Here is a 12,314-nt window from a genome sequence, read left to right on the forward strand (position 1 = left end):
CGTGTACGAGGGCCCCTGGCTGGTGGTCGGGCTGGGCAATCCGGGGGAGCAGTACGCCCGGAACCGGCACAACATCGGTTTCACCGCCGGACCGGCGGCCACGACGGCGAGAGGCCGGGCTCCCCGAAGGGAACCCGGCCTCTCGGCGTTCAAGGGGTTGCTCAGGCGCCCTTGGCGGCTTCCTTGAGCTTGGAGCCCGCGCTCACCTTGGCGCTGTAGCCGGCCGCGATCTGGATCGGCTCACCGGTCTGCGGGTTGCGGGCGGTGCGGGCAGCGCGGTGGGTGCGCTCGAAGGTCAGGAAACCGGGGATGGTGACCTTCTCGTCGCCCTTGGCGACGACCTCGCCGACGATCTCGGCGAAGGCGGCCAGAACGGCGTCGGCGTCCTTGCGGGTCACCTCGGCGCGCTCGGACAGCGCGGCCACCAGCTCACTGCGGTTCATGTGTACTCCTGTGGTCTGTTCGCTTGCGGTGTACGGGGGCCCATCGGTGCTCCCTCCGGGGGCACCCGGATAGGCCGCAGGTCCGCACACAGTGCTCATTCAGGCAATGCGTGGTCGCGGGCCGGGTCCGCACCCTGTGCCGCGGTCGGTGCCCTCGAAGGCCCGCCTGCCTGCCTGGATACGAATCCTGCCCCGACCGGCCCCGAGAAAGCCAATCGGGTCCCGGCCGTGCCACCCGAACAACGCCCGCCCGCCGGAGGTGTGACGCTCCGTCGGCTCCGGCGGACCGGGCGCGGGCGGCGGTCGGGACGACGCGCCGGAAGACCAGGGGGACGTTCCGTACTTGTCGGACACGCCTGCCCCGTGCAGGGCTACCGTACGCCCTAGGCACGACAAGCCCAAACACGCCCCTCGCCCTTGTGTCGCAAGGGTTCGGGGCGGACTTGGGTGGGTAGGGACGCTAATCGGTCATTTGACCGATCCGCGACACCTGTCGCACACCTCCGTCAGAGCTTGACGACGGGGAAGGACGAGGTGTCGAGCGTGCCCACGATGCCGGGGGTCGGCCGCGACGGCACCGGGTCCTCCTGGGCGCCGGCCAGCGCGGCGTCCCGGACGGCGGCGGCCACCGTCTTGGCGACGTCCTTGTGGAAGACGCTCGGGATGATGTAGTTCGCGTTCAGCTCGTCGTCCGCGACGGTGGTGGCCAGCGCCCGGGCCGCGGCGATCATCATCTCGGTGTTGACCGTCCGGCTCTGGGCGTCCAGCAGGCCGCGGAAGACACCCGGGAAGACCAGCACGTTGTTGATCTGGTTCGGGAAGTCGCTGCGGCCGGTGGCGACCACCGCGGCGGTCTGGCGGGCGATCGCCGGGTCGACCTCCGGGTCCGGGTTGGCCAGCGCGAAGACGATCGCGTCCTCGGCCATGGTGGCCAGGTCGTCGCCGTCCAGCACGTTCGGGGCCGAGACGCCGATGAAGACGTCGGCGCCCGCCACGGCCTCCTTGAGGCTGCCGGTGCGGCCCGAGCGGTTGGTGTGCTCGGCGATCCAGCGCAGCGAGTCGTTGAGGTCCTCACGGCCCTGGTGGACCACGCCGCGGACGTCGGCGACGGTGGCGTGCTCGACGCCGGCCGCCAGCAGCAGCTTGAGGATCGCGGTACCGGCGGCGCCGGCGCCCGACATCACCACCCGGATGTCGGCGATGTCCTTGCCGACCACCTTGAGCGCGTTGGTGAGCGCCGCCAGCACCACGATCGCGGTACCGTGCTGGTCGTCGTGGAAGACCGGGATGTCCAGGGCCTCGCGCAGCCGGGCCTCGATCTCGAAGCAGCGCGGCGCGGAGATGTCCTCCAGGTTGATGCCGGCGAAGCCGGGGGCGATCGCCTTGACGATGGCCACGATCTCGTCGGTGTCCTGGGTGTCCAGGCAGATCGGCCAGGCGTCGATGCCGGCGAAGCGCTTGAACAGGGCCGCCTTGCCCTCCATCACCGGCAGCGCGGCCGCCGGGCCGATGTTGCCCAGGCCCAGCACCGCCGAGCCGTCGGTGACCACGGCGACGCTGTTGCGCTTGATGGTGAGGCGGCGGGCGTCCTCGGGGTTCTCGGCGATCGCCAGGCAGACCCGGGCGACACCGGGGGTGTAGATCATGCTCAGGTCGTCACGGTTGCGGATCGGGAGCTTCGAGGACATCTCGATCTTGCCGCCGAGGTGCATCAGGAAGGTGCGGTCCGAGACCTTGCCGATCGACACGCCGTCGATGGCGCGGAGCTTCTCGACGATCTCCTCGCCGTGCGCGACCGAGGACGCGGCCACCGTCACGTCGATCCGCAGTGCCTCCAGGCCGGAGGCGGTGACGTCGAGGCCGGTGACCGAGCCGCCGGAGGACTCGACCGCCGTGGTGATCGCACTGACGGCGTTGCCCCTGGCCGGGACCTCCAGCCGCACCGTGATCGAGTTGGAGACACTGGGCACCGTCGCCATCGACGTTTCCTTCTTCCGTCCGGTCAGCTGCTTCAACAGAATGTTGAAGCCCTTCGCCTGCGCATGCTAGACCTCGATCGTCGCACCTACCAGGGCGAAGCCAGAAATAACGTTCATTGAGTGTGTGGACTCGACAACTTCTTGCCTCACCGGGCAGATGCGTTACATTGGACGGGACACCGGCTCGATCCAAGCCCCCGGGCCCAACCTTCGTCCCTTCGAGGGACCACTTGCCGCGAGGCGAGCATGGCGGGTCGGTGTCATCAACGTCTGAAGGCCCCTCACCGGTGGTGAGGGGCCTTCTTCGTGCGCCGGCGCGGTGACGGACGGTCAGCCGTGCAGCAGCGCGGGCACGCCGGCCGCGTCCGGCAGGTCGTCCGGACCGGAGAGCACCGTCAGCCGCTGGGTCGCCCGGGTGAGCGCCACGTAGAGCACCCGCAGACCGGCCTCCGACTCGCCGGCGATCCCGGTCGGGTCGGCCACCACGGTCGCGTCGTACTCCAGGCCCTTGGCCTCCAGGCTGCCCAGCGCCACGGCGCGGTCGCCCAGGCCCTCGATCCACCCGGCCGCCTCGGCCCGGCGGTCCATCGGCACGACGACCGCCACGGTGCCGTCCACCTCCGCCAGCAGCCGCTCCAGCTCGGCCCGGGCCGCGGCACCGAAGGCCCGGGGCGACGGGTCGGTGACGGCCGCGAAGCGCGGCTCCACGCCGACGTGGCGCACCGCGCTCGGCGAGGGCGTGCCCGGGGCGGCCAGCGCCAGCACCTTGGCCGCCACCTCGGCGATCTCGGCCGGGTTCCGGTAGTTCACGGTCAGCGTGTAGCGGCGGCGCGGCTTGCCGGCCAGCACCTCGTCCAGCGCGGCCTGCGCCTCCTGCGGGAACGGCCAGGAGGACTGGGCCGGGTCGCCGACGATCGTCCAGGTGGCCATCCGGGCGCGGCGGCCGATCATCCGCCACTGCATCGGGGTGAGGTCCTGCGCCTCGTCCACGATGATGTGCGCGTACTCGGTGCGCTCCACCGGCACCCGCTCCCGCTGTCTGGAGCTGCGGTCGGCGAAGGTGGTGACCTCGTCCAGCCCGCTCAGCAGGTCCACCGCGTCCACCTCGCGGACCTTCGGGCGGGCCGCCTCGCCGAGCAGCACCTGGAGCTCGTCCACCAGCGCCACGTCGTGCGCCGACAGCTCGCCCTCGCCGCGCTCGGACAGGTGCCGCCAGGAGCCGGCCAGCACCCTGGCCTCCTCCGGGGTGACGGCGCGGCGGGCGATCCGGTTGGTGTGCCGGCTCTGCTTCAGCGTGCCGAGCACCCGGCGCGGGCTCAGCGCGGGCCACCAGGCGTCCAGGAAGTCCAGGAACGGCGCCTCGTCCGAGACGTAGTCGTCGAACGACTCCTTCTCCTCCTGGCGCTGCTCCCGGGCGTAGTGGTCGGCCGGCCTGGGCAGGTGCCGGGTGGCCTCCTGCCAGAGCGCGTCCAGCAGCAGCCTGCGGGCGCGCGGGCGCAGCAGGTTCAGCGGGGTGCCGCCCGAGCCGATCACATGGCCCCGGACGGCCTTCAGCCGGCCGGCGTCCAGCCGCAGCACCTCGCCGCGGGCGACCACCTTGAGCTCCTGCGGGGCGCCCAGCTCCAGCGCGGCCCGGGCGGCCCGGCGCAGCAGCTGCGTCATCCGGGCCGAGCCCTTGATCCGGGCCGCCTCCGGGGTGTCGTAGGTGCCGGCCTCGATGCCGTCCACCAGCGAGCCGACCGCGCGGACGGCGACCTGCCCCTCCTCACCGAGCGAGGGCAGCACGCCCTCGGTGTAGGAGACCAGCAGCGGGGTCGGGGAGACCACCAGGATGCCCCCGGCGTAGCGGCGGCGGTCCTGGTAGAGCAGGAAGGCGGCGCGGTGCAGCGCGACGGCGGTCTTGCCGGTGCCGGGGCCGCCGGTGACCAGGGTGGCCCCGGCCGCGGCGGCGCGGATCACCTCGTCCTGCTCCTTCTGGATGGACGAGACGATGTCGCGCATCGAGTGGCTGCGGGCCCGGCCGAGCGAGGCCATCAGCGCGCCGTCGCCGACCACCGCCAGCTCGCGGCCGTCCAGGGTGGGGGTGAGGTCGGGGCGGAGCAGGTCGTCCTCGACCCCGATCACCTTGCGGCCCTTGGAGCGGATCACCCGACGGCGGACGACCCGGCCCGGCTCCAGCGGCGTGGCCCGGTAGAACGGCGCCGCGGCCGGCGCCCGCCAGTCGATCACCAGCGGGCCGTACTCGGCGTCCAGCACCCCGAGCCGGCCGATGTGCAGGGTCTCGGCGACGGCCGGGTCGGCCGGGTCGAGCGGGGTGTCGGAGGGAATGCCGTGCTCCTCCGGAGCATCGGCCTGCTGGAGGTCGATCCGGCCGAAGAGGAAGTCCTCGAACTCGTTGTTGAGCCGCTGGAGGTGCGCGCCGGCCCGGTACACCTGGGCGTCGCGCTCGGCGAGCGCGCCGGGGGTGCCGACCTGCACGCGCTTGACGGCGTCCTCCAGGATGTACTCGGCCTCGGCGAGCTTCTCCTCCAGGCGGTGGTAGACGGTGTCGAGGTGACGCTGCTCCCCGGCGATCTCGCGCTCGCGGACGGTCTCGGAATCGGTGACGGCGGTGGTGTCCGTGTTGCTCTGCATGGCCTCGGTGGTTGCGGCGGAGTACTGGGTGGAGCCGTGCTCGCCCAAGAAGCCCCCTGACGTACGTCCTGCGGTGGATGGGGTCCGGCTCGGGGAAACGAGCGGACGGAAAATCCTACGCCCCCACCCCTCCTCCGCGCCGCACCAGGGCCGGATTCGTGGTGCGGAGGAGGATCCCGGGACGCGACCCGCGGGGGCCGGGACGCACGAAGGCCGCCCCCCGCTGAGCGGGGGGCGGCCTTCGATCGTCAAACATGGGGTGGTGGAGATGCCGGGAATCGAACCCGGGTCCAGTGGAGTGGATTCAGGACTTCTCCGAGCGCAGTCCGCTGTGAGTTTCTCGGCCCTGGCAGTCACGCGGACAAGCCGCCAACAGGCCCAGCTGCTGTTTGATTTCCCCTCCACCCCCGCAGCCCGGGTGGACGGTTGAGTTCCCTAGATTATGCCAGGGTCCGGGTCGGGAACTCCCCGGTCTGACACCCAAGCACTCTTAGCTGTTATTAGGCAGCGAGAGCGAACTGCTGGGAATCGCGCTTAGAGTTGGCGATTATTTGTTTGCGACAGATGGTTAACGAGATCATTGCCGCGTTCCTCGGCTCGCTTCTCCTGTTTCGACTTCCCCTGTCGAAACCGATCATCCCCATGTTTTGTTGAGAAACAACTCGGACGGTGGCCGTCCGTGGTGCTGGCGCCATAGTACGCGAGGCGGCCTGCGAGGGTCCAGCGGATTAACTCCGGCGTGGCCGGAGGTCAGCTCTGCCGCCGCCGCGCCGCCGCCACCGCGCGTGCCGTCTCGCGGGTGTCCTGCTTCTCGCGCAGCGTCTGGCGCTTGTCGTAGAGCTTCTTGCCGACGGCGAGCGCCAGTTCGAGCTTCACCCGGCCGTCCTTGAAGTACAGCGAGAGCGGGATCAGGGTGTGGCCCGCGTCCCGGACCTTCGCCTCGATCTTGTGGATCTCCAGCCGGTGCAGCAACAGCTTGCGCTTGCGCCGCGCGGCGTGGTTGGTCCACGTCCCCTGGGTGTACTCGGGGATGAAGACGTTGTCGATCCAGGCCTCGTGGTTCTGGATGTAGGCATAGCCGTCGACCAGGTTGGCCCGCCCCTCGCGCAGTGACTTGACCTCGGTGCCGGTGAGCACGAGACCGCACTCGTAGGTGTCGAGGATGGTGTACTCGTGTCGCGCCTTCTTGTTCTGCGCGATCAGCTTGTGTCCGGTTTCCTTTGCCATAGCGCCGCCATTCTCGCACCTCGACACGGTGACGAGCAGCCCCTTTACCCGCCGCGCCTCAGGTCCGGGTGCCGAGGCCCGCGAGCACCCGCAGGGCCAGCGCACCGGCGTCCTCGGCGCCGGGGGCGGGCACGTCGGGCAGCAGGCCGACCCCCTCGGGGGAACGGCCCGCGGGGGTGAAGTAGCGCCCGACGGTCAGCTCCAGCACCGCGCCGTCGGCCAGCCGGCTGGGCTGCTGGACGGTGCCCTTGCCGAAGGTCCGGCCGCCCACCACGACGGCCCGGCTGCGGTCCTGCAGGGCGCCGGTGAGCAGTTCGGCGGCGCTCATGGTGCCGCCGTCCACCAGCACCACCAGCGGGGTGCGCTGGTCGCCGCCGGGCCGGGCGGTCAGCTCGCGGGTCCCGCCGCGCTCCTGGTAGGAGCCGACCGGGCCGCCGTCCAGGAAGACCGCGGCGGTGCCGGCGGCCTCCTCGACCAGCCCGCCGGAGTTCCCCCGCAGGTCGAGCACCACCCCGTGGGCGCCGTGCACGGCGGCGCGCACCTGCTCGGCGACCCCGCTGGTGAAGGCCCGCACGGTGATCCGCACGACCCCCTTGTCCAGGCGCTCGACCGCGACCTGCTGGCTGTCCAGCAGGGCCCGCCGCAGCCGGACCTCGCGGACCTCGCCCGCGCCGCGCCGGACGGCCAGGGTGACCTCGGAGCCGACCGTGCGCTCGCCCTCGCGCCCGCGCAGCCGGGCCACCACCTCGGTGACCGGCAGGTGGTCGGCCTGGTCCGCACCGATCTCCAGCAGCCGGTCGCCGACGGCGATCCCGGCGGCGGCGGCCGGGCCGGCCGGCTGGACCTGGGACACGGTGGTGACGCCGTCCTGACCGCGGCCGACCGACAGGCCGACCCCGAGGTAGCGGCCGTCCAGGCCCTGGCTGAACTCGGCGTACTCCTGCGCGCTGTAGTAGGCGCCCCAGCGGTCGCCGTTGGCGCCGATCAGGTGCTCGGCCTGCTGCTCGGAGAGGGCGGCGCCGGCCGGGTCCTGGCCGGCCGAGAGCGTGGCGACGGCGGCCGGGGCCGCGTCGGCGGAGGGGTGCGGGCGCGGCGCGGCCGGGTCGCCCCAGGCTCCGGTCGCGGCCCCGGCCAGCAGCACGGCGCCGAACACCAGGCTGAGGGTGGCCGCCTGACGTGCTCTGCGCGGAGTTTCTGGCATGGCATCGGAGTGTAGGCGCAGCGCGGAGCACGGCGGGCCGGATCGGCCGACGGCGGAACGCCGACGGCCCCGGACGGCGCAGTGCCGTCCGGGGCCGTCAAGGGCCGGGGTCAGACCTTGAGGTACTTGCGCAGCGTGAAGAACGCCGCGATGCCGGCCATGCCCATACCGACCACCACCAGCAGCGGTATCACCGCCAGCACCGAGCCGAGCCCGATGAAGTGGATGAACTGCACCCGGTCGGCCAGCCAGTTCTGGACGAAGAAGTGCCCGCCGAGCAGCAGTCCGGAGGCCATCACCGCGCCGAGCAGCGCGGCGAACGCGGCCTCGGCGATGAACGGCATCTGGACGTAGAAGTTCGAGGCACCGACCAGGCGCATGATGCCGGTTTCGCGCCGCCTGCTGAACGCCGACACCCGGACGGTGTTGACGATCAGCAGCAGGGCGACGAAGAGCATCAGCACCATGATCACGAAGGCCGCCGTCTGGAGGCCGTTCAGCAGGCCGAAGAGGTTCTCCAGGATCTTGCGCTGGTCCTCGACCGACTTCACGCCGGGCTTGCCGGCGAAGGCGCTCTGGATGACGTCGTACTTGGTCGGGTCCTTCAGCTTCACCCGCCAGGACTGCGGGATGGCCTCCGGGCCGAGGACGGAGATGAGCGGGTTGTCCGGGTTCATCTCCTTCCAGTGCTTGTACGCCTCGGCGGAGTCCTCGAAGGTGGAGGTCTGGACGACCGAGTCCATCTTGTCGAGCTGGGTCTTGATGTCGGCGATCTGCTGGTCGGTGGCCGCACCGTTCTGGCACTGCGGCGAGTTGCGGGCGTCCGACTTGGTACAGAAGTAGATGCTCACCTCGACCTTGTCGTACCAGTACCCCTTCATGGAGTTGACCTGGTCACGGACCAGCAGGGAGGCACCGGCGAGGGCGAGGGAGAGCGCGACGCTGACGACGACCGCGATGGTCATCGTCAGGTTGCGGCGGAGACCCACACCGATCTCCGACAGGACGAACTGGGCGCGCATGCGTGTAACAACTCCAGGGTCGGTTGCTGGTCGGGCGAGACGGGCCGGCGGCCTACGGGATCAGTGCTGGTACCCGTAGACGCCGCGGGCCTGGTCGCGGACCAGCAGCCCCTTGTCGAGCTCGATGACGCGCTTGCGCATCTGGTCGACGATGGCCTGGTCGTGCGTGGCCATCAGGACCGTGGTGCCGGTGCGGTTGATCCGGTCCAGCAGCTTCATGATGCCGACCGAGTTCTGCGGGTCGAGGTTGCCGGTGGGCTCGTCCGCGATCAGCAGCATCGGGCGGTTCACGAACGCACGGGCGATCGCGACGCGCTGCTGCTCACCGCCGGAGAGCTCGCCCGGCATGCGGTCCTCCTTGCCGCCGAGGCCGACCAGGTCCAGCACCTCGGGCACCACCTTGTTGATGGCGCCCTTGGGCTTGCCGATCACCTCCAGGGCGAACGCCACGTTCTGCGCGACCGTCTTGTTCGGCAGCAGGCGGAAGTCCTGGAAGACGGTGCCCAGCTGGCGGCGCATGTGCGGCACCTTCCAGTTGGACAGCTTGCCGAGGTCCTTGCCCAGCACGTGCACCTCGCCGGTGCTGGGGCGCTCCTCGCGCAGGCACAGGCGCAGGAAGGTGGACTTGCCCGAGCCGGACGAACCGACCAGGAAGACGAACTCACCCTTCTCGATCTCCAGCGAGACGTTGTCCAGGGCGGGACGGTTCTGCTTGGGATAGGTCTTGGAGACGTTCTCGAATCTGATCACGGCTGCATCACGGAGGCCATCCTAGGCGGCGCCAGTCCTCGGTCGATCCACCCCGGGCGCCCGGCCCAGGGGCGGGCGGCGGGAGCGGAAAGGGCCGCTCCCGGCTTGGGACCATACGCGACCCGGCGACCGGCCCGCAGGGGCAGTCCGGGACAGAAGTCGATCCTTGGGAGACAATGTCCGGTTATGCCCCGAAAATTGGGAGGCATCTCACAGCCCGGGGGCCGGAACGGCCGGAACCTGGCAGAGTGGAGGTGGTGGCCGGGGTTGGCCGCTCCCCCGCACAGGGCAAGAACAGGAACCAAAGCCCCGTCCGGTGCGTTGGCTGTAGCAGCGAGGAGGAGATCGCATGACCTGCGACCATCTGGTGTGCGCCAACTGCAACGGCCGCGTGAGCGATGGCCGCTGCCCCGTGTGCCGCGCCAACCGTGCCCGGCTGCAGGAGCAGCAGGGCCCCTTCGCCGCGCTCTCCCCCGTCCTGCTGCTTGCCCTGCTGGCCGGTCTGATCGCGGTGGCCCTGATCGCCCGGCAGGCGCTGGCCTGAGCCACGACCGACAGCCGGAAGGCCCCCGACGGATCTCCGTCGGGGGCCTTCCCGTGTTCACTGCCGCCGCGGGTCAGTTCGCGGCGGTCTCGCGCTGCTTGCGCCACCGGATGCCGGCCTCGATGAAGCCGTCGATGTCGCCGTCCAGCACGCCCTGCGGGTTGCCGACCTCGTACTCGGTGCGGACGTCCTTCACCATCTGGTACGGGTGCAGCACGTAGGAGCGCATCTGGTTGCCCCAGGAGCTGCCGCTGTCCTTGAGCGCGTCCATGGCCGCCCGCTCCTCCTGGCGGCGCCGCTCCAGCAGCTTGGCCTGGAGGACGTTCATCGCGGAGGCCTTGTTCTGGATCTGCGAGCGCTCGTTCTGGCAGGAGACCACGACGCCGGTCGGGATGTGCGTGATGCGCACCGCCGAGTCGGTGGTGTTGACGCCCTGGCCGCCGGGGCCGGAGGCGCGGTAGACGTCGATCCGCAGCTCGGACTCGTCGATGTCGACGTGGTCGGACTGCTCGACGACCGGGAGCACCTCGACACCGGCGAACGAGGTCTGCCGGCGGCCCTGGTTGTCGAAGGGCGAGATGCGGACCAGCCGGTGGGTGCCCTGCTCGACCGAGAGGGTGCCGTAGGCGTAGGGGGCCTTCACGGTGAAGGTCGCGGACTTGATGCCGGCCTCCTCCGCGTACGAGGTGTCGTACACCTCGGTGGGGTACCCGTGCCGCTCGGCCCAGCGCAGGTACATGCGCATCAGCTGCTCGGCGAAGTCGGCGGCGTCCACGCCACCGGCCTCGGCGCGGATGTTGATCAGTGCCTCGCGGGCGTCGTACTCGCCGGACAGGAGGGTGCGGACCTCCAGCTCCTCGACCGCCTTCATGACGGCGCCCAGCTCGTTCTCGGCCTCGACGCGGGTGTCCGCGTCGTCCTCGGCCTCGGCGAGCTCGAACAGGACGCCGAGGTCGTCGATGCGGCTGCGCAGGCCCTCGACCCGGCGCAGTTCGCCCTGGAGGAAGGAGAGCCGGCTGGTCACCTTCTGCGCGTTCGCAAGGTCGTCCCACAGGTCGGGGGCGGCTGCCTCCTCCTCCAGACGCGCGATGTCGGCCCGGATCTTGTCCAGGTCGAGGACTGCCTCGATCGACCCCATGGTCGTGTCGAGGTTCTTGAGCTCTTCGGAAGGATCGACGGCTGCCACGCACCCAGGGTAATGGTTCCGGGGGGGCGGTGGACGACACCGGGGTCGTCCGGCCGCCTACGGAGCCCGCGGCGGCGCGGAGTGGACGACCGGACGGGGGGCCTGGCCGGTCCCCGGAGCGGTGGCCGCGAAGGCGGTCCAGGCGGCGGCCGCGCCGGCCAGCAGCAGGACGGTGGCCAGCAGGACGGCCAGCAGCCGGCGGCGGCGCAGCAGGGCCTGGCGGTCCCGGCGGTGACCGGCGCCCGGGGCGGTGCGCTGGGCGCGGGACTCGGCCGCGTAGGAGGCCAGCTCCTGCGCGGAGGGGCGGCGCAGGCTGGTGTGGGTGTCCCGGGTGGAGTCGGGGGCGACCCCGGGCACCAGCGGGACGGCCGGGCCGCGGCGGCGCTTGTGCGTGCCGGGGCCGGCGTCCACCTCGGCGTACACCGCCTCGCCGGGGGTCAGCTGCTCCTCGGCCGGGGCCCGGCCCTGCTGCGGGACGGCCAGCACCGGCAGACCGGCCAGCGCGGGCAGCTGCTCGCGCAGGCGCGCGGCCAGCTCGGCGGCGCGCAGCCGGGAGGCCGGGGCCTTGGCCAGGCACTCGGCGATGATCCGCCAGAGGCCGTCGGGCAGGCCGGGGACGGGCGGCACCTGCTCGGTGACGTGACGGCGCAGCACCGCGCCGGTGTGGCCGCCGCCGAACGGGGTGAAGCCGGCCAGCAGCTCGTACAGCACGGTGGCGAGGGCGTAGATGTCGACGGCGGCGCGCGGCTCCAGGCCCTCGATGATCTCGGGGGCGAGGTAGTCCGGGGTGCCGATGATCCGGGTGGCGCGGGTCCGGCGCGGGGCGTCGACCAGGCGGGCCACCCCGAAGTCGGTCAGCTTGGCGCGCGGGGCCCCGCCCGGCCCGGGGGCGGCGGCGAGGTCGAGCAGGACGTTCTCCGGCTTGACGTCGCGGTGGACGATGCCGGCGGCGTGCGCGGCGGCCAGGCCGTCGGCGACGTCGGCGATGACCGAGACGGCGGTCTGCGGGGCGAGCGCGCCGTCGCGCTCCAGCCGGGACCGCAGGTCGGTGCCCTGGACCAGCTCCATCACCAGGGCGAGGTCACTGCCGTCGACCACCATGTCGCGCACGCCGACCACCCGGGGGTGGTCGAGGCTGGTCAGCGCGGCGCGTTCCTGGACGAAGCGGCCGACCAGGACCTGGTCGGCGGCGAGGTCCTCGCGCAGCAGCTTGACCGCGACCGGGCCGTCCGGGCCCTCACCGAGCCAGACCGTCCCGGCGGAACCCCGGCCGATCACCTGGTGGACGGTGTAGCGGCTGCCGATCTTGCGTGCCAATGCTGCTCCGT

General features: G+C 71.7%; 11 protein-coding genes and 1 other RNA gene. 2 read left to right on the top strand and 10 right to left on the bottom strand.

Going from position 1 to position 12,314, the window contains the following annotated elements; translation table 11 throughout:
- Positions 1-22 precede the first annotated feature (22 nt).
- Positions 23-187, top strand: coding sequence for a hypothetical protein (locus ACWDRR_RS36215; protein WP_449776554.1), 165 nt, complete (start codon positions 23-25; stop codon positions 185-187).
- Here the strand turns inward: ACWDRR_RS36215 and ACWDRR_RS36220 are convergent.
- The 8 genes from ACWDRR_RS36220 to ftsE form a co-directional block, all read right to left on the bottom strand.
- Complete coding sequence (locus ACWDRR_RS36220; RefSeq protein ID WP_030059737.1) at positions 162-443, bottom strand: HU family DNA-binding protein; 282 nt, start codon at positions 441-443, stop codon at positions 162-164. The genes ACWDRR_RS36215 and ACWDRR_RS36220 overlap by 26 nt on opposite strands.
- A gap of 506 nt (positions 444-949) precedes the next feature.
- Positions 950-2,422 (bottom strand): malic enzyme-like NAD(P)-binding protein, encoded by a 1,473-nt coding sequence (locus ACWDRR_RS36225; protein WP_449776524.1) that lies wholly within the window; start codon positions 2,420-2,422, stop codon positions 950-952.
- Positions 2,423-2,752: 330 nt separating this feature from the next.
- On the bottom strand, positions 2,753-5,056 hold the full coding sequence (locus ACWDRR_RS36230; RefSeq protein ID WP_449776555.1) for a HelD family protein: 2,304 nt from the start codon (positions 5,054-5,056) through the stop codon (positions 2,753-2,755).
- Between the two features lie 260 nt (positions 5,057-5,316).
- Positions 5,317-5,698: a transfer-messenger RNA gene (ssrA, locus tag ACWDRR_RS36235) on the bottom strand.
- A gap of 108 nt (positions 5,699-5,806) precedes the next feature.
- The gene (gene smpB, locus ACWDRR_RS36240; RefSeq protein ID WP_360627779.1) at positions 5,807-6,283 is read right to left on the bottom strand and encodes an SsrA-binding protein SmpB; all 477 of its coding nucleotides are present in this window, start codon (positions 6,281-6,283) and stop codon (positions 5,807-5,809) included.
- Between the two features lie 58 nt (positions 6,284-6,341).
- Positions 6,342-7,484 carry a S41 family peptidase gene (locus ACWDRR_RS36245; RefSeq protein WP_449776525.1) on the bottom strand — a complete coding sequence of 381 codons (1,143 nt, stop codon included), beginning with the start codon at positions 7,482-7,484 and terminating at the stop codon, positions 6,342-6,344.
- 110 nt (positions 7,485-7,594) lie between these two features.
- Positions 7,595-8,506, bottom strand: a complete 912-nt coding sequence (gene ftsX, locus ACWDRR_RS36250; RefSeq protein WP_449776526.1) for a permease-like cell division protein FtsX — start codon at positions 8,504-8,506, stop codon at positions 7,595-7,597.
- A 60-nt stretch (positions 8,507-8,566) separates the two neighbouring features.
- The gene (gene ftsE, locus ACWDRR_RS36255; protein ID WP_449776527.1) at positions 8,567-9,256 is read right to left on the bottom strand and encodes a cell division ATP-binding protein FtsE; all 690 of its coding nucleotides are present in this window, start codon (positions 9,254-9,256) and stop codon (positions 8,567-8,569) included.
- A gap of 349 nt (positions 9,257-9,605) precedes the next feature.
- Here ftsE and ACWDRR_RS36260 point away from each other — a divergent pair, with 349 nt between their 5' ends.
- Entirely contained in the window at positions 9,606-9,800 is a 195-nt protein-coding gene (locus ACWDRR_RS36260) for a hypothetical protein (protein ID WP_449776528.1), read from the top strand.
- A gap of 73 nt (positions 9,801-9,873) precedes the next feature.
- Here the strand turns inward: ACWDRR_RS36260 and prfB are convergent, their stop codons facing one another.
- Both prfB and ACWDRR_RS36270 read right to left on the bottom strand, forming a co-directional pair.
- Positions 9,874-10,986 (bottom strand): peptide chain release factor 2, encoded by a 1,113-nt coding sequence (gene prfB, locus ACWDRR_RS36265; RefSeq protein WP_449776529.1) that lies wholly within the window; start codon positions 10,984-10,986, stop codon positions 9,874-9,876.
- Positions 10,987-11,043: 57 nt separating this feature from the next.
- Entirely contained in the window at positions 11,044-12,303 is a 1,260-nt protein-coding gene (locus tag ACWDRR_RS36270; protein WP_449776530.1) for a serine/threonine-protein kinase, read from the bottom strand.
- Positions 12,304-12,314 lie beyond the last annotated feature (11 nt).

The sequence above is a fragment of the Kitasatospora sp. NPDC003701 genome (genome assembly GCF_053587085.1).

Coding starts and splice junctions, on each gene's coding strand:
- ACWDRR_RS36245 (WP_449776525.1), bottom strand. CDS start 7,484: ATGCCAGAAACTCCGCGCAGAGCACGTCAGGCGGCCACCCTCAGCCTG.
- smpB (WP_360627779.1), bottom strand. CDS start 6,283: ATGGCAAAGGAAACCGGACACAAGCTGATCGCGCAGAACAAGAAGGCG.
- ACWDRR_RS36220 (WP_030059737.1), bottom strand. CDS start 443: ATGAACCGCAGTGAGCTGGTGGCCGCGCTGTCCGAGCGCGCCGAGGTG.
- ACWDRR_RS36230 (WP_449776555.1), bottom strand. CDS start 5,056: ATGCAGAGCAACACGGACACCACCGCCGTCACCGATTCCGAGACCGTC.
- ACWDRR_RS36260 (WP_449776528.1), top strand. CDS start 9,606: ATGACCTGCGACCATCTGGTGTGCGCCAACTGCAACGGCCGCGTGAGC.
- ftsX (WP_449776526.1), bottom strand. CDS start 8,506: ATGCGCGCCCAGTTCGTCCTGTCGGAGATCGGTGTGGGTCTCCGCCGC.
- ACWDRR_RS36225 (WP_449776524.1), bottom strand. CDS start 2,422: ATGGCGACGGTGCCCAGTGTCTCCAACTCGATCACGGTGCGGCTGGAG.